Annotated in this window: 17 protein-coding genes; all 17 read right to left on the minus strand. The window is 48.4% G+C overall.

Annotated features, from left to right (window positions below):
- Window positions 1-764: 764 nt before the first annotated feature.
- A complete protein-coding gene (locus Q8M98_08785; GenBank protein ID MDP3114859.1) occupies window positions 765-1,640 on the minus strand; it encodes a hypothetical protein in 876 nt (291 codons plus the stop codon).
- Complete coding sequence (locus Q8M98_08790; protein MDP3114860.1) at window positions 1,627-1,977, minus strand: hypothetical protein; 351 nt, start codon at window positions 1,975-1,977, stop codon at window positions 1,627-1,629. Before Q8M98_08790 ends, Q8M98_08785 begins: the two co-directional genes overlap by 14 nt.
- Before the next feature lie 622 nt (window positions 1,978-2,599).
- Window positions 2,600-3,673 (minus strand): glycosyltransferase family 4 protein, encoded by a 1,074-nt coding sequence (locus Q8M98_08795; protein ID MDP3114861.1) that lies wholly within the window; start codon window positions 3,671-3,673, stop codon window positions 2,600-2,602.
- Complete coding sequence (locus tag Q8M98_08800; protein ID MDP3114862.1) at window positions 3,670-4,884, minus strand: hypothetical protein; 1,215 nt, start codon at window positions 4,882-4,884, stop codon at window positions 3,670-3,672. The genes Q8M98_08795 and Q8M98_08800 overlap by 4 nt, the downstream gene beginning before the upstream one ends.
- A 68-nt stretch (window positions 4,885-4,952) precedes the next feature.
- Entirely contained in the window at window positions 4,953-6,416 is a 1,464-nt protein-coding gene (locus Q8M98_08805; GenBank protein MDP3114863.1) for an oligosaccharide flippase family protein, read from the minus strand.
- On the minus strand, window positions 6,409-7,821 hold the full coding sequence (locus tag Q8M98_08810; protein ID MDP3114864.1) for a family 10 glycosylhydrolase: 1,413 nt from the start codon (window positions 7,819-7,821) through the stop codon (window positions 6,409-6,411). Before Q8M98_08810 ends, Q8M98_08805 begins: the two co-directional genes overlap by 8 nt.
- A 67-nt stretch (window positions 7,822-7,888) precedes the next feature.
- Entirely contained in the window at window positions 7,889-9,247 is a 1,359-nt protein-coding gene (gene xseA, locus Q8M98_08815; protein ID MDP3114865.1) for an exodeoxyribonuclease VII large subunit, read from the minus strand.
- Window positions 9,248-9,308: 61 nt separating this feature from the next.
- Entirely contained in the window at window positions 9,309-12,302 is a 2,994-nt protein-coding gene (locus Q8M98_08820) for a CapA family protein (protein MDP3114866.1), read from the minus strand.
- A 71-nt stretch (window positions 12,303-12,373) separates the two neighbouring features.
- Window positions 12,374-12,949, minus strand: a complete 576-nt coding sequence (locus Q8M98_08825) for an indolepyruvate oxidoreductase subunit beta (protein ID MDP3114867.1) — start codon at window positions 12,947-12,949, stop codon at window positions 12,374-12,376.
- Window positions 12,946-14,553: a thiamine pyrophosphate-dependent enzyme gene (locus Q8M98_08830; protein ID MDP3114868.1), complete on the minus strand. Its 1,608-nt coding sequence runs from the start codon at window positions 14,551-14,553 to the stop codon at window positions 12,946-12,948. Before Q8M98_08830 ends, Q8M98_08825 begins: the two co-directional genes overlap by 4 nt.
- Before the next feature lie 721 nt (window positions 14,554-15,274).
- Window positions 15,275-15,736, minus strand: coding sequence for a hypothetical protein (locus tag Q8M98_08835; GenBank protein ID MDP3114869.1), 462 nt, complete (start codon window positions 15,734-15,736; stop codon window positions 15,275-15,277).
- A gap of 278 nt (window positions 15,737-16,014) precedes the next feature.
- On the minus strand, window positions 16,015-18,786 hold the full coding sequence (locus tag Q8M98_08840) for a hypothetical protein (protein ID MDP3114870.1): 2,772 nt from the start codon (window positions 18,784-18,786) through the stop codon (window positions 16,015-16,017).
- Window positions 18,740-20,008: a hypothetical protein gene (locus Q8M98_08845; GenBank protein ID MDP3114871.1), complete on the minus strand. Its 1,269-nt coding sequence runs from the start codon at window positions 20,006-20,008 to the stop codon at window positions 18,740-18,742. Before Q8M98_08845 ends, Q8M98_08840 begins: the two co-directional genes overlap by 47 nt.
- A 23-nt stretch (window positions 20,009-20,031) precedes the next feature.
- Window positions 20,032-20,631, minus strand: a complete 600-nt coding sequence (locus Q8M98_08850) for a hypothetical protein (protein MDP3114872.1) — start codon at window positions 20,629-20,631, stop codon at window positions 20,032-20,034.
- Window positions 20,624-22,834, minus strand: a complete 2,211-nt coding sequence (locus tag Q8M98_08855; protein ID MDP3114873.1) for an urea transporter — start codon at window positions 22,832-22,834, stop codon at window positions 20,624-20,626. The genes Q8M98_08850 and Q8M98_08855 overlap by 8 nt, the downstream gene beginning before the upstream one ends.
- Entirely contained in the window at window positions 22,831-24,180 is a 1,350-nt protein-coding gene (locus Q8M98_08860; protein ID MDP3114874.1) for an alanine racemase, read from the minus strand. The genes Q8M98_08855 and Q8M98_08860 overlap by 4 nt, the downstream gene beginning before the upstream one ends.
- Complete coding sequence (locus Q8M98_08865) at window positions 24,177-25,250, minus strand: ATP-grasp domain-containing protein (protein MDP3114875.1); 1,074 nt, start codon at window positions 25,248-25,250, stop codon at window positions 24,177-24,179. Before Q8M98_08865 ends, Q8M98_08860 begins: the two co-directional genes overlap by 4 nt.

Consider the following 25,250-nt stretch of genomic DNA (forward strand, 5'->3'; position numbering starts at 1 on the left):
CAATAGTTAGAAGGCAAAAGTTGTAAATGATTTTCTATCATTTGTTTAAATATACATATTGTCCATAAACAGCCCTATGGTCGCGGCTATAAGCATAAGGCTTTTCCCCACGAAAAATGATTGATATTTACTGAAGTGTTCTCTGCGTAGACGATCTGTCAATTCAAAGCAACCCCTGCCTAAGGATGCCTTTCGCCCACTTTTCTTGATTTCCGAAACGCTAGTTTATTGAAATTTAAGGGAATTTACTTGAACAGTCTCAAAAAATAAACGTATAAGAGGACAAAACATCCTCAATTTATTCAGCAGATGGGAAAAGCACAAGTTATGTTGTATTGAGTTCAGATATGAGAATTATAGATGCAACCAATCAATTTGTGAATTTTCCGATCTGCTATATCCTGATTTGCTAAAATCTCAATCACGAAACATGATTAGGACTGGACACGATGGGATATTTCTTGTAAGGAAAAAAGATGTTGCTGACTATGTGACCTTATGGAATCCAAATATTCTTAAGTATGATAAGAGGACAGATACTTGTGGGTACGAATCGTACAACTTTGGCGCTTCAAAAGGGCTAACTTTTGATAGAGTGTTGATTTTCCCTAACGGTCCTATCAATAACTACTTGAGAAATAGCACTCATCAGTTGAATGGTCAGACAAAAGCTAAGTTTTATGTTGGTATTACAAGGGCAAGATACAGCGTAGCATTTGTTTGTGATTATGAAAGTTGTAATGATGCTATGCAGATTTACAAACCTATACAACAGTAGTCGTCGTTCTGCACTTCCAATGAAATGGTGGGAAGGGAGTATGCGCTCCTGATACACCGATAGGTTCATCTTCTTTGTTATAGACTATCTGATCGTTGCTGACCCATGGTGACAAGGCTTTGATGTAATCTCTGGCATCGTCCAGGCTGTTGGATTTGGTCTCCAGAGCCATCAGGTTATCCATTACTTCAGTGGCATCGTTTAGGGGATAGACTTTGTCTATGGCAGCCAATTCCCGGCAGATGTCGCTGGTGCGGTCATCGAGGATTACTACGAGCTTATAATACTTCGCTTTGGCTTTCTTATAACCCTGCAATCTCCCAAACTCTCGTATCCGGAGAGCAGTGTGTTCCGCAAGTCCCTGCCAGTAATGCGAGGATTTATTGGCTATATCACCAAACTGCTCTTTGAGAGTGTCTGCCAGCATATCTTTGGTATATCCCTGTTCTATGGCTTTGGATAGCACATCAGCGAAGTTTTGACGGATATCAGCATCAAAATGGTTACCGAGCCAGAAAAGTTGCTGCTTCTGGATAGTGGATGAGAGATGCTGATCTTCAATTCCCCACAGACCAATGGATGTCTTGACTGGTGCTTGCACTTGAGTATCTCGCAATCCGAGCCGGATACAGCGGTCTATTATCGCCTTTGTGGGCTCATTTACTAGTGCTGCGAAGTCGTCTCCCAACTGGGTGTTGATGATGTCCATCATCTTGTCTATTTGGTCTTTATTGAGTTTCTCAGATCGTGGCATGTCACTCAGCATCTGGATGGTAAGCTTGGAGGCATCCTTGATCTCGGTCTTCCAGGCATTGTTGAGGACCCTGTAGTACTCAATCATCAGCTTATCATAGTAGTTCATTAGTAGGAGAACCTCCGGACCTTGACCCTATTCCTACCAATATCATATTCGGAGAAGCGCTGTAGTCGCTGCATTCCCATGCATCATCAGCCTTGATCCTAATCTCTTCCTCGCTCATCTTCTCCGACTGCAGCCAGGGTCCCCGGAACTGATTCCACCAGTTCTTATAATGATACTCACCTGCGTAATGATCAACCTCAACTGGTTGTTGATCAGCCACCAGATATTCAATAGGCTGCTCCGAACCATCCTCTCTCAGTAGCACTATCTGGCTGCCCGATAGCGCCATCTCCTCCAGCGTTTCTTGCCCTTTGCGATTCTTGTTTTGCTTGGTCATCTTGATCTCCTTCTCGGTTACCCGACTGTTGATTAATAGGTTCTACTTAAACCCCCTCGCAATAGCGGTCAAGTCCTTTCTGCACAATATGATAAGAAAGAATCGATTTTATGGGCTCTCATTTGTCACAGCAATATGCCATTTGCAAAAATCGTGAGCTAATTTGCAAAAGCCTTGATCCTTTCATTTGCAAAAATCGTGAGCCAATTTGCAAAAACCTTGATCCAAACCGAGTGCAAAAATGCCATTTGCAAAAATCAGTGAGCCAATTTGCAAATTCAAGTGACCCTTTACACGAATTGTGTGGGATTTGGGATTTGGGAATTTTCGATTCCGCAACATTGGCATGCTGCGCTACTACTTGACAGCGTTAATCAAGCCTTAATCAAGCGTTAATCAAGCGTTAGTTTTATTACGCTTGATTAACGCTTGATTAAGGCTTGATTAACGCTTTGAAAAGAGGAAGGAATAGCAAAAGACTGATAACAAAGCAAGTTGGAGCAAGTTGGAACAAAGTTGAAGCGCAATTAAAACACATTTTGGAGAACACTTTGGTGCAACAGGTGGAGTATGATTTGGAGCCCTTATTGCTCAAGACTCACTAACCGACAACGAATTGGGACTAATCGAATAACCGATCTACCGATTCCAACAACGCCCTTTCCCTCTTTTCCAAACTGAATCTTGTCGCAATACTCTTGGAAATAATGTCTCTACCCGCGTCAAGCACAAGTGCTCTGTTCAGAGCATCTTGTAAAGACAGGGCATCTCGCTTGGTAAAGACAATCCCATATTGATCAATGATCATCGGAATACCGGCTACGCTTGATCCGACCGGCACGCAACCCATGAGCATGGCTTCCATCAGCGAGTTTGGCATCCCTTCGGAGATCGAGGGCTGGGCAAAGATCATGCTATCCCGCATTAGTTCAAAAACCATAGTTTGTGGAAGGGGGGGCATCAATCTCAGGTTCAGAATCGAGGATACATGAAAACACGCCTCGATATCCGGCATCCAACAATCCCTGATGCCGACGATAACAAATTGATAATCATGCATTTGCTTTGCAGTCTCGATCAACAGATCATAGCCTTTGTTGTACAAATCCTCATAGCGTGGAGTGCTGCCCACCGCCAAGATGTGAATGTGCCGATCTCTGTTTATACTAACCGGCGGAGAGGTCGTAACCGCATTGTAAACGACATCCACGGGAGTTTCAAGTCCTGCTACCAAACGTTTGATCCCTTCGGGGTGTCCCTCGGGATTGTAGTAAAAATTATCCGAATCAATTAGCGTCTCATGATTGACGATAACCCGGTCGCAATGTTTCAACGCGAAAGACGCGCATTTGCCTCTGAACGCATTGACATAGACACCCATGCCGAGCTGAGGATAACGCACAGCGTCATATCCACCCACGAAGATCAGCGACTTTTTTCCCAAAATGCGTGCCGTGAGCACCGCTATCGCAGCATGATAATCGGCAAACCACACAATCACGAGCTTGGTCTTGAAAGAAATCAGTATCCTTATCATCATCAAGAGAATACGCCAAAAATAGACCCCCTTGGAAATATCCTGCGCCAGATAGATCGCGGAGAGACGGAACCGTTTGGTGAGAATGTTTTCGTCTATGTGGATGAAAGACGATCGGCTGGGTTTGATAAAGATGGCGGGCGGGAGCGCTTTATTCATATCAAAGCCTTGTCGATCAGCGCTGCAAGCCGCATCGCCTGTTGCTGACGCGAAAATCCGTTTATATAATCCTTGTCCGTTTTCAAGTCCGATAGTCTGCCAGCCTGCCATAGTTCATAGACCTCTTTCAGACAGCGCTTTATGCCATCAAAATCACTGTGTTCCGCTACAAATCCACTACCTGCCTTAAGGACAATCTCTGCCGCCAAACCTTTCGGAGGAACGATCGCGAGGATGGCTTTGCCGCTGCGCAGATAGTCAAAGATCTTTCCCGTCAATACCGAATCGGTGTTTTTTCCTGAAGGGATGAAGAGCAACAGCGCGTCTGCATTATACATTGCTTGCAGACTGACGCGATGCGGTTTGAAGCCTTCAATATTCACTATTTCGTTGATCAACGCATCTTTGGCAAATGCGCCCAAAACAAACGTGGGAGTGTTTTTACCGATGATCTCCACCCGGAAGTGCTTGGGATTGATTGCTCCACTCTGCGCCAGTTCCGAGATCGCTTTCCAGAGAGGATCGGGTTGGCGCCGGTCATAAAAGGAACCGCTGTAGAGGAGCACGAAAGTGTCGCTTGAAGGCTTGACGGTCAAGCCCTTGAAATCGTCTTCATCAAAGCCGTTGGGAATTATCTCAGACGGCTTTTCTCGTATAAAGGGGTAGCTGCGCTCAAAGTTGTCTTTCATGATCTGAGTCAGATAGACGATGCCGGCGCTTGCCATCAGAATCCCGGCTTCGAGGATCAGTTCCCGGCTCTGAGTGGAAGCGGGATAATCCAGATTGATACGCTCAGGATTATTCGTCCATTCATCACGGAAATCGCAGATAAAGTGAACTGAATAACGGTTTTTCAGTTCCAAGCCTAAAAACAATACTGATGGCGGACCGGAACTGACCACCGATATAGCAATATCCCGATGCGCCGTCAGGATAGCGTGGAGTTTCTTTCTGGCAAAGGGTAGCCACAGTTTTTCGGTATCGGGGATCAGAAGTCTTTGCCTGATCAGCTTCACCAGCCAATTTAAACGTAAACCCCACAGCAATTTGAAGAGCCAATTCATGTCCGGACAGAAAGCGCGGTGGACTTCCACGGAATTAGGAAGCTCCAACAGCAACTCCGGATCCTTGGGATGGCGCAGATATTTTGCTTGAACGGAAAGCACGATGATGTTGTAATCCATAGCAGCGAGGTGCTTTACGAACTTCATACTACGGATAGAGGCGACTCCCCCCAAAGGAGGAAAATAATAAGATATAAAAAGGATTTTTCGCATCGCTATTTTCTCAGACGAGCGATCCCGTCGCGCAGCAAGCTTTTCACCAAATCAATATCATAGGGCTGGATAGCTTTGAATACCCATCCCAAGATGAGGTATGCAGTCATAAACAAAAATAATCCGATGAATTGCGAGAGCAGTGAATACTCCATCCCCATGATCAGCAGCCAGGTCATCAAGCCTGCTCCCAGCACGCTCGCCGCGGTTCTAATCACTGGAAGGGGTGTATAATAATCCCTAATCCGTAGTCCGAGGGATGTCTTCATCCAAAACAGATACAATAGCACAGAAATCCAGGTGACGATAACGGTCGCCAAAGCTGCTCCCATCATACCGATTTGCTTGACTAAGATGATATTCAGGATCAGGTTTAGGCATAGCGTGACGGCGGCATTATACAAGATATACTTCGTCTTTCCCAAAGCCAAAAACAATACTCCGAAAACCGCGACCCGCAGGGGAAGAATCAACAAATAGACCTGAAAAAATGGCACCGAACCCAGATATTGCGATGTGTAAAGCAAAGTTACAATGGGCTTTGCATAGATGAAAAAGAGCATGGCGAGCGGGAAGATGATCAGCGCATTTTTGCGTACCGCGCCGCGAAAGATCTCCGCTTTGTTGCAGCTTAAACCCGGTTCGCTCATGCTGGGGAGCAGCACGGAATTGACTGAATTGCTGAAAATGGAAATAAACGGCAGTTCCATTGCCCCGATGGAAAAGACTGCAAATTGCTCCGGTGTGAAGAATCCCGAAATGACAAACTTATCGAGCTGGATGGATAGCATTCCAATCAGGGCAGACAAACCCAGCGGCAAGGAATAGTGAAACTGCTCTTTGAAATATGCTTTGGAAAAGTAAAACCTGCTCTGATGGGCAATAAGTTGATATTGCGCAAATGCCCACTGCAAAAATGCGGAGGCGATCAGAGCGATCACAATCGCAGATAGATTACGCGTCAGAAATGCCGCTGAGAGGATGAGCACGGCATCGCAGGCTACACTGAACAAAGTAAATTGCGCCGCCTTGATCCCTTTGTTCATGCCCAGCATCACAAAACTATAGATCTGCGTGACAAACATAAACACCGGATAGACGGCATAGATGAGGAGCAGGTCTTTCAGCGCCGGGTTGTTGAAACTGGTAGCGATAAATGATCTGCTGATGAGGATCGTCGCCCCGAAAGCGAAGGCGAGGATGCTCACCAGATTCACCGTTCGGCTGATGTATAACCTGCGATCCGCATCGTTTTGGAGCTTGGGAATGAAGTAGAGCAGGCTGTTTGGAATGCCCAGCAGCATCAGAGTGGAAAAAGTGCTATAGATAAGAAAGAGTTGACGATAGCTGCCCAAATCCGCGGGCACGAGGATCCTTGCCAAGATGATTCCGATCACGGATTTCATGCCAAAGCGGACAAATTCCGCCGCGCTGATGATCCCCGCTCGCTTGACTCGATCACTCATACACGTTTCTCAAGCCGTCGAAATGCACTGGGATGATATATTCAAATAGGTCTTGTTCGCGGTAGATGCAGATCAGATAATTCCCTTCCGGCAAACGATCACCGCTCTCGGTGATGCCATTCCAATAATCCAGATTTCTGCCCTTGAGATAGTAGCGGTTGCGGGTATATACGACGCCCTCCAACGAGCTGCGCACTTCCCAAAACCAGTTTCCTTCGATAGGGATGTGCAGGTTGATCTGATACTGGTTGTGGCTGCGGTTGATGGCAAGATCGGCTGCATAACGCAGATATCCTTGTCCCATATCTTGTTTCAGTAAAGTATCTTCTTGAAGTAGTGATAGCGCCGCGATAGTTTTCTCGCCGAAGGTCAATCCGCTCAACTGATTGAAGGCGTCTCCTTTGACAAGACCGTCATAGCTGAACAACGCGATGCCGGAAAAGCGCATCCGCCGAATGATAGCGATGCGGTTGGCGACGTCGAAGATGCTGTATGAACCTGCCGGATCTCCTTCTTTGGGCAGTAGCGAGCCGCCATTAGTATCCCAAGCTCGCACTCCGACCACGATCCTGTCCTTGTAACCCATGCTCTCCATAAGTTTTAGCTGGGATTCAAACTGCCGGATATCAAGATGATATGCCATCGGATAGATCTGATCGACGATCCCGCGATCCAGCCAGTCCTTCCATTCCTGTGCATAGAGATTCACAGCGTCCGAATAATTGGCAAAAACCGCGGCGCTGACGATCAGATCAGGGTTGAGCTCTTTGGCACGGATGTAAGTTTTCTCCACAAATTCGCTGACTTGGCGGATTCGCCATTGATTCCATGTGATCGGGATATTGGTTTTATTATATTCTTTATATCGGTTTTCGGAGATGGGATGAAATCCCAAGTCGTTGTTGGGATAGCGGATATAATCCAGATGCAGACCGTCCAGATCGGGATAACCGAGGATTAGATCGGAGAAAACGTTTAGCAAATAGTCATGCACTTCGGGTATGCCGGGATCGATGAAATTGCCGAACTGGGCGTTGGAATTCATCTTTTTACCCATGCGGTCATGAGTGATCCAATCGTTATGATAACGATAGATATAGTTCTTGGCAATCAGATCGGCAACCAGCGGAGTAGCGTTGAATACCACCACCCAGGCGTGCACTCTCAGATTATGGCGATGCGCCGCCTTCAAGGTATAATCCAGGGGGTCGAAGGAATTGTTTGGCAGGATATAGCTGCGCGGTTCGGGGTTAAAATACTGGTTGGGAACGCGGTTGGGGCGATAGAGAGCGTCCGCACGGTAACGAACCTCCACCAGGAGATCTGTCTGATTTGATCTTAGCGCCTGCGCGATGTATCCATCCACCTGCGCGGCGGAAGTCATGCTCCACGGCAATATCCACATAGCGCGGATTTCAGCGCATAGCCTTGCGGCACAGAGCATTAACAATAATGGAAGAAGACGCAAGAAACTAATGCGCATCACTCTCGATACCGATTTTGATCTCATCCACGGATACTATCGCGCTGCCGTTCTTCATGATCATATCCAGTTTATCGCCGGGATCGATATCATGTATGGAAGTGAGCGCTTTTCCTTCCTTGAGCACCATGCTGAATCCTTTGCTCATAATGGTTTGCGGGGAAGCGAGCCGCAGTTTTTCGCCGGCCAGATTGAGGCGTTCGCGTTGTTTTGCAAGTTCGATAGTGGAAAGCTGTTTCAGTTTATAATCGCAACTCTGTAAATCGTGCATTGCATCTCGTTTGAGCATCTGCCAGAGGTGGCGGAAACCGGTGAGTGCCCGGTTATTAAGCAGTGCAAATTCGTGCTGGAGGGGTGTCAGATAATTAGCTGAACCAAAGATCGCGGAAGATGCCATGTCAAAGCGTTGTTGATAGGCTTGCAGGTGTTTATCTGGATGAAGGAGGGCGAGGCGGTGATGCAGATTCGCCAGATTCGCAGATTCCCTCCCCGTCAGAGCGCTCATGGTCAGACTGATTCTACGGGTGATCGAATTCAAATATCCCATCAAATCAAGCTTGTCCGGAACCGCCAATTCCGCCGCTGCCGAGGGGGTCGGGGCTCTCAAATCGGAAACAAAATCCGCAATAGTGAAATCAATCTCGTGCCCCACCGCTGAAATTACCGGCAGTTTCGAAGCAAAGATAGCCCGTGCCAGAGCTTCATCGTTGAAACAGAAAAGATCTTCCTGCGAGCCGCCACCGCGGGTGATGATGATCAACTCCACGTCTTTGGCTTGGTTGAAATATTTGATCCCCGCGATCAATTGCGATGGAGCATCGGAGCCCTGAACTACTGCAGGGTAAACGCTTACCCTAACCGGAAACCTGCGCGAGAAGATGGTTTTGATATCTTGAAGAGCCGCTCCGCTGGGGGAAGTGACGATTCCGATTCTTTCCGGATAGCGGGGCAATGCTTTTTTATGTGCCTGCTCGAAGAGACCTTCGCGTTTCAGCTTTTCCTTGAGGCGTTCAAACTCAAGCTGTAAAACGCCCGCGCCGGAGAGGCTCATGTCGGAAACGTTCAGATTGTAGCTGCCGCCCTTTTCGTAGAGAGTCAGTCTGCCGAAGCAAACCACCTCCATTCCGTCCTCGGGCTTAAAATCGAGCCGCATATTGAGGTTACGGAAAAAAGTGCAGCGCAGGGTGGCGTTTTCGTCCTTGAGGTTAAAATAAATATGTCCGGAGGAGTGATGGGTAAAGTTGCTGATCTCTCCCCGCACATACATCGCATCTATCTGTGTCTCAATCACCTGCTTGAGATGGAGACTCACTTCATAGACGCTGAATATCATCAGATTATCGTTCATCGTTCCCTTTTGGCGGAGCCCCCCATAATTGTCAATAGACTATCAAGCCAGGCATCTTCGGCTATCTAAGCATTATTGCCTTTTGGTTGGCTGTATGTCCGTTTTGTTCCAAACGGAAGAAGTAAATGCCGGAGGAGACGGGTCTGTCTTTGTCGTCTTTGCCGTTCCAGGAAAGAATGTGTTTCCCTTCGGGGAGGATGCCGTCAAACATGGTCTTGACCCGTTGTCCTTTAATATTATAGATCTTCAGGCTGGCGGGTGCTTTTCCCTGAAGCTCAAAGCCGATTTTGCTATCGTTGCGGAAAGGATTGGGATTTATGGACATCCGGATCGGAACGCTTATCGTCTTTGAGCTTCGCCGCTGTGCCATAAATGCGTATCTCTGTTCGGAAAAACCAATGCTCAGGGATTTTGCTCCTTGGGAAGTTTTGGCTTGCATCCAGAGATAGTTATTGGGATTGGGAATTGTTGCCAGAGAGGATAGATCGAGCCAATTCGTCCATTCTACCATACCGACGTTGTCAAAAAGAGCTTGAACGGTGCCGCCGGCGGAGTTTGTGATCGTGAGCAGGATGTCATAGAAATATGCGTTGGAAGGGAAAGTCAACTCTTTGTAAAACCATGTCCATTCAGTGGTTCCATTGATGTTCGCGGTGATGTTTTCGGTGCCGACGGTGCTTGTCGAGGTTCTGGTATTCCAATAGCGGATGATGATGTTGGCGTTTGTAGCGCTGCGGGTCTTGATCCATCCGTGCAGAGTGTATTTCTTGGTGTTGTCATAGCATTTCATGCGGCGCTTGAAGGTGGCGGTGGTGGTTTGTCCGTTTGAGGGGGCGAGCAAAGCGCTTCGGGCACCGTCAAAGGCGTTCATAGTCTCAAAAGCGGGTATGCTCCACAGGGAACTGCCCTCATCTTCGAAATTGCCAAACCAGATCAATTCTTTACCGAGTCGGAGCTGTCCATCGCTCACGGGAGAGACATTGGTGACGCTGTTTATGCTTCCATAGCGTGGGAGTTTGAAGGGTTGAGTGGTGTTTCCGATCGTGCCGCTGGGTTGCAACTGCTTCTGAAAGTTATAGTTGGAAGTATTCGCAGTGAGATCGTCCATGTCCATCACCACCTTGGCGGAACAATCCTGATAATCCACGATGAGTTTGGTATTGAGCTCTGTGCTGCGCATTGCGAGGTAATCGAGAATATGCGCCGCGAGCACTCCGGTGGCTGGTTTGGGGATAAAATCGTCAATATACAGAGGACGGACGAGGAAGTTTGAGAAACCGGAATGATCCGCATCCGCGTAGAGAATCATCGAAGGCATAGTCTCCGGATAGGTGAGATCAAAGGCAAAGTTTCCCAGCGAATGCGCGATGAGTTTGCCGTTATAGACTTCCAATCCTTGGATGATGTGGGGATGATGCACAATCACGAGGTCGGCTCCGGAATCGACAGTCCATCTGCGAATTTCCAGATCCCACAGGTGTGGAACGTCCGTGCGATAGTTGTAATCCTCATCCTCGAGGTCGCCCAGGAAGGGGTTGTTTTTGTCATAGCCGCTGCCCGGCGTCACGGAATACTCGCTGCCTCCGTGCATTTCCACGATCTTGAGATCGGCAAAGCCCTGCACGGCATTGATTTGCTGCATGATGTAATATGGGGTCATGTAAGCAAAACCAGGTTTGTTGTATCCCGCTTGCAAATAGGGCTGAGCGTTGTTATATTGTCCGGTGCGGTCGGAGCTTGCCAAAAACGCGATGTTGAGCCCGTCTTTGTTTATGAAAACCGGTGCGTATGCCTCGTAGGAATTGGCTCCCGAACCGCTGTGGATGATGTTGTTTTGTTCAAGCAGACCGATCATCTGTTGCATGCCCACGAGCCCATAATCGAGCGTGTGGTTGTTTGCCGTGCTGACCTTGTCGATGCCGGCATAGACCAATCCGCTGATGTTGGAAGGGCTGCCGCGATAGACCACGGATTTGGTAGGATGCGGAGTGCCAACGTTGCAAAGCACCACTTCGAGGTTGGCAACCGTGATATCCGCAGCATTGCCAATCAGATGCACTGTAGGTTGAAAGATGGCGTTCACGCCCAGGGTGGGGATGATGCCTCCCGCTTGTTCATAGGCGCGGGCGAGCATCACGTCACCGATGAAGTTCATCCGGATCGGAAGAGAGCTGATGCCATCATCCACTTCGACGAGGCATGAAGCGTAGCCCCATTTTCCGCCGCTGTCTCTCACCCTGAGGGTCGCCCTGTAGGGGTGGTTGTCCGCAACAGTGTAAGTGTGATAGGGGTTGGCGAGGTTGCTGGTCGTGCTGTCTCCAAAGTTCCATGCATAGGTGAATGTATCGCTGTCGGGGTCAATCACGAGGCTGCTAAATTGCACTCCGACGTTCCGGGTAGTTCCCAATCCGGCACTTTGGAAAGTAATTTGGTATGAGACGGTTATCTGCGGTGCCTGATTGATATCACTGGTGATGTTGAGGATGTTGTCAAAGAAAACCGAGCGGGAGCTAATTCCATCCAGATCATTGACATAGACGATCGAAGTGATCAGCGGGTAATATTCGAAAAAGGAAAACCAATCATCCGCGATCGGAAATAGATATTGATTCCAGGTGTTGTTTGAGAAAGCGCCTTGATAGACGGGTACCCACTGTTCGAGATTGAGAATCCTCGTGCCGCCGATGGAATAGAAAAGCACATTAACGCCGTCTGAGAAACCGATGCCCTGGATATTGGCACCGCTCGAGGTCTTGGCGGCGATCTCGAAAACGGTGCTGCTACTTACCAGTATAGGAGTGATGAATTGTTGTTTCCAGGTGTTTCCAGTCAATGACAATGAGTAGGCGCTGTTGTTATATGTTCCTGTAGTAACGAGTTGCCATGCAGTGGGTTGGATGTCCTCATTCAGCCAGGAATAGAGCGTCACCGCCCCGCTTTCGAAATTTTCGATCACGTCAAAGCGGCTTTGCGCAAAAAGTGTTCTGCAAAGTATAACCATTCCCAGGCAAAGCAATATCGACCGGGTGTTCTTGAAGAATCGGTGCGGTTTCATGGCAACTCCTGTCAAGTTATTTAAAAGGGCAAGAGGCACCCGGATTGGGCACCTCCATGCGTGAAATTATGCTATTCTATCTCGGCATTGATCCCCGCTTTCAAAGCGCGCAGATTGCCTTCCACGATTGCTTCGCCTTTACGGGAAAAGCTCGCGGTGATGGCATCTGCGATCTCATCCGAGGAAAATCCGAGGTGTCCGATCGCAGCTCCAAGGACGACGATATTCATACTGCGGTTTGCCTTCACCGCTTTGGCGATGACGTCCGCATCGATGAGCACGTGATTGGGGATCTTGCGAATTTCGGCATAGATCGCTTCCAGATCAGGATAAACAGCGACGTTATTGAAGGGTGTTTTATTGGTGATGATCCATCCATCCGGGGCGAGGTAGGGCAGATAGCGCAAGGCTTCCATCGGTTCCACGGAAAGGATCATATCAGCTTTGCCCAAAGAGATCAGATCGCTCCAGATCGGTTCGCTGGATAGGCGAAGGTGGGATTGCACGTCTCCGCCGCGTTGGCTCATACCGTGAACTTCGGCTTGTTTGAGATGCCAGCCACGCTTCAGCGCCGCGTGTCCGATGATCGTGGCGATGGTCAAGATGCCCTGACCGCCCACTCCGGCGAGAATGATGTCCTTTTTCATGCTGGTGTCTCCAATTTGTTCTTTTTCTTCAGGGTTTGCACGCACTCGCGGCGCGGAATAATCACGGAAACGCCATTGTAGGCGATCTCCTCTTTATAGATTCGCACCATATCCTCATAGTTTTTCTTGAAGGGGACGAAAACGCGGATGTGATCTCTGGAAACTCCGATACCGGCACAGATATCTTCCAATCTGCCAACGGCGGTGTAATCCTGTCCGCCGGTCATGCCCGTGGTGGCGTTATCAAGGATCACGACCACCACGTTTGAGTTTTCATAGATGCAATCCATCAGTCCCGTCATGCCGGAATGCGCGAATGTGGAATCTCCGATCACTGCTACAGCGGGAAAGAGACCTGCGTCGGAAGCACCTTTTGCCATCGTGATTGATGCACCCATATCCACGCAGGAATTGATCGCGTTGTAGGGTGGTAAAAAGCCCAAGGTATAGCAGCCGATATCGCTGAAGACGTGTCCTCTGCCATATTCTGCAACCGCTTCGTTGAGAGCGATGTAGCTATCGCAGTGAGGGCAGCCGACACAGAGAGCCGGAGGTCTTGGACAGATGACAGCGGGGATGATTGATCCGAATGTATCCGGAAGCCCAAGTGCGACGGCGACTTTATTTGGATTGAGTTCTCCATCGCGGCTCAAAGTGCCGTCCAGTCTGCCTTTGATCGGCTTTGTGCCATTGAAGGAGGCACCTTTGATGCTTTCTTCCACGATCGGCATGCCTTCTTCAAGCACCAAAATGCTGTCGCAGAGGTCGTAGAGCGCGTGGATGGCTTTCATCGGAAGTGGATATTGGCATATCTTGAGCACGGGATAGGGAATCTCGCGATCTTGAAAAACCTCGCGCAAATAGTTGTATGCCAGCCCAGTGGCGATGATTCCGATCGTCAAATCCGGCGCTTCCAGATGGAAACTATTGAATGGACTCTCCAGCGACGCGTGCACAAAGCTATTCTGAAGCTCGATCAAGTGTTTGTATTTCCTGCGTGCGATCGCGGGAAGGAGCATAAATTGAAAGAGGTCGTCCGGTTTCTTCAACGGATTCTGCCGCAAAGGTTCTCGGCGCATCACTCCGCTGCGGGAATGCGACAGACGCGTGGTCAGACGAATCATCACAGGGATGTGAAATCTCTCCGAAAGCTCGAAGCCATGAAATGCCATATCATAACATTCCTGTTGGTTGGAGGGTTCGAGCACGGGGATCATGGCAAACTTGCCGTAATATCTCGAATCCTGCTCGTTTTGGGATGAATGCATGGAAGGATCATCCGCCACAGTGATTATTAGCCCGCCGTTGGCACCTGTGAAAGCTGAATTCATAAATGGATCGGCGGCTACGTTCAAGCCCACGTGCTTCATGCAAGCCATAGTGCGTTTGCCGCTATAGCTCATTCCGATGGCGGATTCCATCGCGGTTTTCTCATTGGAAGACCATTGTCGGTGAACACCGCCGGCTTCCGCTTGTTTGCTGTGTTGGACATATTCCACAATCTCCGTGGAAGGCGTGCCCGGATAGGCGTAAAACCCCGATATACCAGCATCCAGGGCGCCTTGTGCCAAAGCTTCGTCTCCCAATAACATCAGTTTTTCCATCTAAGTCTCCTTAGTCTATTTTTTGTTTATCTATATCTATTGATCACACTTTCTAAAAGAGCTGGCAAGACTCACAGCGAGATATTAAAACTATGCAAACTGCATGGTTAGCCTCAGCGCACAGAATCACAGGCATTCAATTATAGTCAAGTATTTTATCGTGCCGAGTTGAATCACTGATCGGGAGACTGTTCAAAATCTCCCGCGATACTTCCCTGCATTAGGTAGGTTTCATCGAGAAATAGTGGTCTGAGTATTGTCTTTTATCGTTTTCGCTGTAGTGCAGAATAAACCAAATCAATTAGTTTAACGCCAAGCAAACCACAAATCCCCTCATGGATGACATTGAGCTAACAATATGATATGTAATGAGATATGTCGCCCCTATCGGGGCTTTGTTTATGGTTTTGGGTACTTACTTTGATAAACTTCTTTATTTCACCAAACTATGATAGTGTCACGTCCAGCTTGGGCTGGGGAATTCCGATTCCCCACAGCCTAATAAACCATAGCCGAATCGGAGTTCGGCTTCCCAAAAGGCTGGGGAGTTCGGCAACCCAAGTCTATAATTTTAACTCACAAATAGCCCTCCAATACCTGTGCAAGCAGCACAATCCGGCTAAGGCTTATTGAAAGTCAAAACCCGATACCCCAATGGCATCTTTCTTGCAATCGGCTTGTGTCATTGTTGTACTCGTAGTATCTGCTCTGATCAAGAACCTCAATTCTGTTGCATTTGATCCGGCTCCCTTGAGGCTGATATTGGGTTGCAAAACAAGTTGATCACTGAAATCGTAGGTGCGGCTGGGATGTAGATCTGTGCATGAATGCCGTTTGTTGCGATGTTATCTCTCATCCAGATTATTAACTTACTGAAAGAGAAAGAGTCGTCAATTCCATCGGTTGCATTTGCGCTGGGGATTGAGACATCGACTCCGTTGAGCACATAAGTTACACTATCTGGTATTGCTGTTACATTTATGGAAAACACTGAATCAATAACAGCATTTGATCCTGCTGAAGCCCATTTAGTATAGATTGAATCTGCAGGTTCCGCTGGATTATCGAATTCACTATCAATTACGTATGCAAAAGAAAATGAACAAGATATCGTAACGATACGGATATATTCGCTACTAATAGTATTGAATTTAAGAGCAATATAACGTTGATCCTTAGACATAGAGAACATTGTATAAGGGTAACTGCTCCCGCCTTGATTGTCCACAGTGCTTCTATCGCTCCCATCGAGTCTGGAACGGAACAACCCCGCTTTTTCGCAGTAAACATAATTCTCTATCTCAGAGTAACAAGGATTGACCATCCCCTTTGCATTACGGAATCAATACGGACTCATTACGGACTAAGTCCGTATTGACTCCGTAATGCTAAGGAAGTAGTGCAGGATGCCGATCCTGCGAAACTGTTTCCCCCCGCAGCATCGGCATGCTGCGCTACTCGTCACTCAGTGATGTAAAATACTCCGGGATTGTCCACCAGACAGACCGCGCAGTTTCCGATCATGATGAATTCATAGATCGGCTCGTCTGTGAAAGCGGGAACGTGGACAAATTCCGTCAATGAGCCGTTTATATCTTTGAAGAAAAGACGATAATCCTGAGCTGGTACAAAGTCCGGAATGGGAATATACACAAAAGGCAGATCCGCATCTGATGGCAGATCGTAGAAATTGGGCGCGATCATCACTCCGGCGGGATTGCGAAACTCGATGCGATAGGCGTTCAGAGGAGTTATCGGAGCCTGGTAATCAGGGATTCTGATCATGTTTATCCGCGAAAACAGGGGTAGAGGGTTTCCGATCAGGTTTGCCGGCACATTCATCTGTGCCTGGTAGAGGGAAACGATGTGATCGCGGATGTTCGTGTTGATGACCGTGTTTACAAACAGATGGGGGTTGGAGTCAATCATAACTCTGTAAAAGCCATTTGAGGACAACAGGAAGGAAATATGTCCATCCGCGCTTGAAAAGTGCCAGGGATCTGGATCCACAGCTTGCGGATAGCTATAGATGCGATAATATTCTCCCTGCACTTCGGAAAAGAGCAGATTCTCGTTTCTGGCGCTTTGTTTAATGCGGATAAAGGGGTTATGATTTGCAAAGAACAGATCGGGAAATTCGATATAAAAGGAGTAAGCGTCACTGAGCGGGCTTAGCTGATATTGATTTGCCAGCACGGAATAGGTATCGGGCAGCCTTGTTTCGCGCTTGATCCTCAAAACCCGATTCTCGCCCAGGGGCTGCGATGAATCCAGATGAACTTCCCAGTCAAAATCGTCGAACTCCATCTTGGCAAACATACGCAGGTTTAAGATGGAAGGAGCGTCAAATCCCTGTCCCTGAATCAGATATCCTGGAAATGCCGGGGATATTTCCAGCTTCCCATTCACATATCTAAAGGTATTATGTTCCAGTGTGTTGGATACTCTGTAGCGGACAAAGCGAGGAAACTGGAAATCGGGAGCAAAATTCACGATGCTTTGGGTTCCGGACTGATGAGCATAACTTAAAAACAGGTTAGCAGGCAGGGAATTGCGCTCACGTTTCTCGGAAACGGCGGAGATTTTAAGCATGGAAACTGTGCTGCCCAAAGTATATGGTTGTCCGCTGAGCCATGGATGCTGCTGAGCGATCGGGGCTTTGTGCTCCAAAAGCACGCTGCTAAAAGCAGTGTCACTATCTTGCCAGGAAACAAAGCCCTTGGCATACTGGATAATGGCATTGGGTTTGAGGTGGGGGATAGAGGTGGCGATTGGGCTTTCGGATGCGTTTCCAAATAAATATGTTCCCGAAGAGTTAATCCCGCTATAGACGAAATCCGAGGAAACACTATAGTGCGATGCATCATAATCCGTGCCAAAAGACTTGTAATCCAGATGATCAGTCGTCTGGTTTCGGAAGATCCTAAACAACCGTGCCTGGCTGGCTAACGAATGCCGGTTGCGAAAGCCAAATTCGATCCAAGCGTCATTGGGGAGGCTTTCGATCGTGGTGCCGGATTGGGAAAATTCAAAGTGAAAAGCCTGCCATGGATTCGCCAAAGCGAAGGGAGAACCGTTGAAATAATCATGGGTGATTGCTGAGACAGAAGGTAGCAGATTAACTTTGAGATTGAGATTTGGCATTGCCATATTCCTGAAATCGAACCAAATATCCTGCAGGAAGATGCTGCCAAAACTGCCGTCGAGAGGAATGTTCAGGCCTTGTTGATCGGAAAGCGGAGTGATCAGACAATACCTACCGCTTTTATTCAAAAAACTGATCAAGGTGCCATCCTGCACCAACCAGGTGTTTTCGCCTGAATCCCAACTGCTGATACCGGATGCGCCGACGCAGATCCATTGCTGATTGAAATTGCGTGATTCCGGCATGGAATAATGCACGATGACGGGATCATTTTCCGGGGCGGGGGCTTGGGTTTGCAGAGCAAGGACTTTTGTGTTCAGGGCAAAACCGGGGAAGAGAGTCTGTACAGCAGTAACATCTTCGCCACCGAGATTGTTTTCAATACTCAGATCAATCCTTTGCACGGATGCCATATATGCTTGCGGAAACCATAAGCTGATCCGTTCATGATCATCAAAGATCAAAGCTTCGACCGCGCAATTGTTATCATCAATGCTCAAATTCCCTGTTTCTCCGGGAATCTGGAGCTCGAGATCGCCATTGCCGCTGACGGCGAAAAAGCATCTTCCGGAGCCGTATGGATAGACCGCTACGCGCTCCGCGCTCAGTTGATATGTGTTCTTTACCAGATGGGCGTCTGCGAGATGCTCATTATTGATCAGATCGGTATAGATTGTGGCAAAATCGGGAATGGAATCTAAAATGATCTCGCTGCCGCCTCTGAGGACAGAGATTCGGTAAGCATGAGTGAGGGCGGCGTTGGATTCCGCAAAGGCAAGGCTGTCTCTTTGCGTCAGAGCCGTCACTTTGCCAAACCGAAGCACATCTCCATACCAGAGAGCGTTATCGGCGATGCTTTCCTTTTTGATATAGAGAAAGCTGTTATCGTTGTCCGAGCGGATCAAATGATCCATATAGATCTTGATCTCACTATTTTCTATATATAGTTTTGGATCGAGATTTGGAGGCAGTAGAGCATTTTCCCGCAAGTTGCAGGAAGCAAGTAGAGCAACCAATATCAGGCTGAGGAAGATCCGTGCCTTAGTATCGGAGAGAAATGTTAGTATGGATGAGATCGCTGTATTCATCGTTTTCTATTCCCAAATGATAGTATAAACCCAAGCTTAAACTCCGGCTCAAAGATAAGTATGCGCTCAGTCCGTAGATTTCGTTTGCTCCGTAAAAATCGTCGTAGATAATACCCGAAGCATCGATCCACCATGAAGTTTCTCCCTTTATCCAATGCAAAGCCATTTTCAGAGCGGGAAAAATCTGGTATGCCGCACCGAGAGTATGTACGTATTCCCGCAGGTCAGAATCCAGCGCTTCCAGATCATGATAGACTCCCGAGAATCCATAGCTAACACTCATCCTGCCATATCTGGCATTGAATCCCAGATCGCCTTGATAGGCGTTCATTCTTGAATAAGAGCTGAGATGGATCGCTACTATAGGTTTGATCAGCGCATCGCTCAGATACAGTTTTCCTGTAGCTGCCGCAAAAAAGCTCTTGCCTGGATAGACAGGCTCGTACTCTCCTATCAGAGTTGCCGCCCGAAATCCGAAATCGGCATATTTCGTTTGCTTTCCCAGTTTGAAGCTGCCCATATAGCGATAGTGGGCATCCTTGACATATTGATCATGATATGAGGCAAGCATCGCCCAGGTGCGTTTCTGCAAACCAAGCGAAGCGGAGAATCCATAGTTGCCGGTTTCTTTGTAGCTAAAGCCGGTCGTCAAAAATGTATGCCAGCGTGTGGCTTCTCTCAATGGTGAGGAAGGGGTTTCAATATCTCCTGAAACAGTGATCGCTCCGCCGTAATCGTTCACCGCCAGGTATGCCCATCCCAAACCGTCTCTTGCCAGTGCCTGAGAGAGCGAATCACTTTGATCACTGCTTAAAACCTTTTGGTAGGATAGCCTCGCTCTCAGCGGCTTGCCGCTTTGGAGTTCCGCCTGTCCTTTATAGACGCGGTACATGGAAATATGGGGATGATGGGCGATCAGACTGTCCGCTTTGGCGAGTGCGTGTCGATACATTTTCAGAGAATTCAAAGCCCAGAGGATACCCTCGCCGGCGGTGCCGGAATTAGGATTTTCCCGTTCCACCCATTGATATTGCGCCAAAGCCATATCAGGTTTGGAATCCATCATGTAATAATAGGCAAGATTGATGCGCTCGCTTGCGTCCGCGGGATAGACATTCAGATAGCGGATTGTTTTTCCGATCAGATCGGGATAATCCATCTGCGCAGCACCAAGAATGCCAATGAGCAGAAGAAATGCAAGCAGGGCGTATATTTGTTTCATGGTTGGATTCTTGAGTGGTGGGTCTATTCCAAAATACCTTTGTAGATGGTGATTATAGCTGATTGGGGATAGTATTTTTTTAGCAGCCGGAAATGTTCTTTAGCGCCGTTGATATCTCCGCTCAAATAAAGATTATTCACCAGATATCCACGGTTTTCCATATCCCAGGGATAGACTTGGAAGATATGCGTGTAGAATTGAGCGGCTTTGGCATAGTCTTTGATCATGTATGCCGCGTATGCTGCTTTGCCAAGCAGGGTGGTGTTTTCGGGGTGTAGCTTCACCTGCATCGATCCCAGGGACAGCGCGTCTTTCCAGTTTCCCAACGCCAACTGGCAATTGATGATGCCGATATTGGCATCAATGTTTTCCCGCAGGCGGTTGGCGTTTTGATAAGAGACTAACGCTTCGGCATATTTTCCCATTTGATACAGAAGCCAGGCACTGCGGATCTGGAAGAAGGGCTCGTTTTTATCTTGCTCTAAAAGCTCTTGCATGATCAGATGAGCGAGCACATAATTGCCATCAGTTTCTGCCTGGTAGGATTCGCTGATGCCGCGCAAAGCGAACAGGGGCATCGTTATCAGGGATAGTATGATCAATAGAAATATCGGTCTATTCATTGGATTCCTCCTCGGGTTGGATTCGGGTAGCGGTCACCAGTTCCTGATCTCCACGATGCAGAGATATTTCCCGGATTCCGTTTTTGCGGGTGATTGTCACTTTGGCGAGATACTTTTTGATCGTCATCCCCAAAACGCTCAAATCGGTAGTGCTAACCAGAAGGATATCTTTCTTTTCCACTACGATCCTGGATAGCGTGCGCACCCGGATCGGTTTGAAAAAGGGGATCAGAAACAGGGTCACATTTTTCCAGAAAGGACTCATCGTCACGGACAAGCTGGGCTCGTCGGTCCAATTTAGATTGTGGTTCTCGATCCAGGGGATCCTTGACGAGGCAAGGGCAAAGGCGCGCAAGGCTCCCGGTTTCAGTTTGGTTAGATTCAATGCGTTAAAAATACCGTTGTAGATGGAATATTCAAGCTTTGCCCCGCTATCGGAGTGGATTCTATGGATTCCCATCAGATCGAGCTCAACCTTCCAGTTCTCCACAAATTTCCTGCCGTTGGTTTGGACATGGTAGCTTTGGCTTTGATCATAGCTCAGATGCAGGATATTCGCAAGCTCACGTTCCGCGACCAGCGGCGAGATGATGTCGCCCTCTTTGGGGATACCGCTGGTGATGAAAGTGTAATCGCCGATTTCATCCAGATATTTGTAATTGACGATATGACAGAAGATGGATTTTGTTCCGGCATCGATTCCGCTTTGCGCCTGAAAGTGCAGATGCGGGATCGGAGACCTGCCGGAATTTCCCACCAAACCGAGCTTTTCACCTTGTTTGATATAATCGCCCTCGGCAAGTTTCACGGAGCCTTCCTTCAAGTGCGCATAGAGGCTGTAGAATCCGTAGCCATGGGAGATAGTTACGTAATTTCCCCAATTATCCTGTGTATTCGTGATACCGATTGGGTTGTCAGGGATTTTGTTCACGACTTTTACCACATATCCTGCTGCCGCTGCATAGACGTTTTTGCCGAAAGCGTAATAGTCCTTGACGCTATCGGGAACATCTGAGTATTTCTTGCCGAAGCGGTCTTCAATCTCAAAATCCCAAGCGAACGCCCATTCCTTTTTATGAGTATGTGTCCCGTTGTGCCCTTGGGTCACAAGCCATTCACCAGTCACGGGAAGCTGCATTTGGGGGATGCCGGTACTGGAGAAACGTTTGTATCTTGAAAGATACGCGTCCAGCGCCTTTTCGGGGTGCAGTATGCCAAGGTCGTTGATGATCGGAGATCGTGGTAAAGCTCTCAAACGGAGCGCGAAGATCACAATCAAGACGACGATATTGAGCGGGAAGGCAAAGATCGGGATCAATAGCACATCTCCCCTGGCGGGCATGTAATCCGGAAAATAGTACTTGCCGGAAAGAACAAATGCCAGGGCAAAGCCAATCACTGTAGCGATGGCAGCAGTCAGATAAGCAGATTTACTGGGAATCAGAAACACCGAGCCGATGGTCAGGCTAATCAGGATCAGGTTAAATCCCGGGAAAAACATCCCATAAGTACTGCCGATGTTGACAAAACTGAGCAGGAAATAGCAGATTCCCCATCCCATCAATGAAAGCATGAAGGCGATCCTCGAGATGAAAAGCAGGATGAGCGTAACCGCAATCCCGGCAAGGATATCCGGCACGAACACAATGCTCCCCATGCTGAGTAAATAGTCCCTCCAAAACCAGATCAGATCAGGCTTCGCGCTCAGGATTATCGGCTTGGCAAAACCTGTTCCGGTGAAATCGCCGCTTCGAACCAAATAATACCAAAAGACGGTCGCAGCTATGGAAAAAGCAAGACTCATCGATGGCAATTTGAACCAACTCAACGTGAAATGAGTGAGCACCGCGTAGAGAAAAAGCGTTGATAGCGATGCCACAAGCAACAGTGCCGCATACTGTTCCGGCTGCGAGGCGATTCCACTCAAGGGATAGTAGTATCCGATCGCTAGGGCGATCAGCAGGCTGTTGAAAGAATTGATTCCGCTGCCGCTGTCCCAACCTTCAAACCCAACCGCCCGATTTGCGAGTAGGGCTATCACAAGCCCCGCCAAGCCGGAGAGACCCACAATGGGGGAGAGCATGGTGAGCAGCATCAGGATCAAGCCCAGCCAGAGATTGTCCGAAAACAATATCGTCGCGTAGCTGTGCGGGATCGCTCTCAGAAAAGAAAAACCACGGGTCATAACGGCTGATTTGGTCACAGTTTCTTCAAGTGCTCCGGGATTCTTTCACGGTCGTTGATGTCGGAAAGTTCTTCTTTCTCTCGGATCAGCTCATGTTGTCCGGTTTCACCGATCAAGACCACAGGCGGTCGAAACTCGATAAATTGCATCCACTGCGTGTTGTTGTAGGCGCCGACGGGATGGATCAAAACATGCTCACCGGTATAGAGATCGGGGAAGGGTAGCGCGGGACGGATCACGTCAATATTCATGCACAGTGGTCCATAGAAAACAGTATTTTGATATGCTCCGGAAAATGGCCGCGTGGGGATGACTTTGAGTTTGTACCACCAAGCGGTGATCAAGGTATTCACTCCGGCGTCGAGGATGATTGCCCGCTCTCCGGTGGGGAGGTTTTTCCTGCCGATCACGCCACTGATCATTGTTCCAGCTTCGTCGATCAAAGCCCTGCCAGTTTCCAAAATGAGGGTGGGCAGATGCTCGCTCACAAACGGCGATTCGTTGAAGGCGTTGCCGATTGCGGCGGCATATTGATCATAGGAGGGAGAAGAAAGCTCGCCGGGCGTATATTGTTCGTGGAGGGTGTTTTGAGAAGCGAATCCACCGCCCAGATCGATGTATGTGACCACGATGCCCAGCTCTTTTTCCACTTGTTGGGCGAGAGCTAATAGCGCTTTGGCAGCATAGTAATAGGCATTCGCGTCGATGATAAAAGTGCCGATGTGGGTGTGCAAGCCTTTGAGGTTCATCATCCTGCCGGTGACCAAACGGTGAATGGCGCGCATCGCTTCTCCGTTTTCATAATTGAAGCCAAAGCGCGACCACAGGGGATAGATACCGGTGTCCATATTGACTCGGATCGCCACATCCGGGATGGTGTCCAATTCTTCGGCGATCCGTTCGATTAGGTAGAGCTCATCCAAATGGTCGATGTGGATCAGAGCGCTATCTTTGATTGCCGTCACCAGTTCTTCGCGGCGTTTTCCCGGTCCGTTGAAAATGATGGATTTGCCCTCGACTCCGAGCTTTCTTGCCATCTGATATTCCATGCCAGAGACGACTTCCGCGCGGGCTCCTTCCTGATGGAAAATGCTGCAAACTGCTGCCAGATAGTTGGTTTTGTAGCTCCACGCCATCTCGACCTTGGAATAGTGCATCTGCATCGTTTCATGGAGGCGGCGATAGTTTTTACGCATCCGGCTTTCGGATATCACGAGCGCGGGGGAACCATAAGTCGCCACGAGTTCTTTGATTCCGATGCCGTCGATGTTGTCCTGATGGCGAACGACACTTTTGGCGCCGTATTTATTCATGTTTCCGTTATAATTGCGTTCGATATAAGGTGCTGTGTATGCCTTTTTCAATTTGTAACTCCTATAATTAGCTCACTCTTGGCGGCGATCTCTCCCATGGTGGAAATGTCCGCGATGAGGTCTTCGGCGTGGCGGATGAACATGGTGCCGGGCTTGCAAACCGGAAGTGGATCAACTTCCTTGCCCAAAGCAAGTAAAACGACCGCCGCGGGTTGGTTTTGCCCTGCGCCTTCCGCAAGACGAACCCAAGCGGGAAAACGCGGATTAATTTCGATCAGATAGTAGATCCCGTCTTGTCCTTTGATCGCTTCGAGTTCGCAGGGCCCGCGCCATTTGAGGATGCTGATCACTTTCTCTGCAAATGCGTCGAGACCGGCATTTTTGACCACGACTCCACCGAAACCCTTGCCTTTGTCCGTGATGACCAGTTTTTTCTGGGGAACCATACCCAGCATGCCGCCCTTGCCGTCACCAACGATCACAATGTTAAATTCCTCGCCGGGAACGATTTTTTGAAATATGATGGGTAAGCCCCAGCGGGATTGGATATCATAATAGTGTTTTAGAGCTTCCTCGGGATTGCGAGCTTTGAAAGCCTCGTAATATCTGCCCTTGACCATGAGCGGATAGGGTATCTGATCTGATATTTGGTAGATCTGAGAGGGATCGCTCACGAGTATCGTCTGAGGCACAAAGATGCCCTTGGGTGGAAAGAATCCGGCGAGCGCGGTCTTGTCTCTGAGCAAAAAACCTCTTTCGTCCGTGATATAGCAATGGACACCACGGTTTTTCAGCTCCTGCTCCAGACGGATGAAGAGGATGATCTCCGCGTCGAGGGTGGGGATGATCACATCGATTTTTGTCTTGCTCAGGATATAATCGATGCGGCTCATAAAAGCTTCCGCACCGGTGGAAGGATATGGCATCTGGTAGATCTCGTCCGCGAGACCTTCCAGATAGATTCCGGATTCCATCGAATCATAGACCAGACCGATGATCTTGCCCTTGAATCCGGCATTTCGGATACTGCGGATAACAGGAACCCCGGGTTGGGGATTGTCGCCGGTTTTGAGACCGCTGACGGCGATCACGACATCGAGCGTGGAAAGATCAGGATTCAT

Source organism: Candidatus Cloacimonadaceae bacterium (assembly GCA_030693415.1).
Classification (GTDB): Bacteria; Cloacimonadota; Cloacimonadia; order Cloacimonadales; family Cloacimonadaceae; genus JAUYAR01.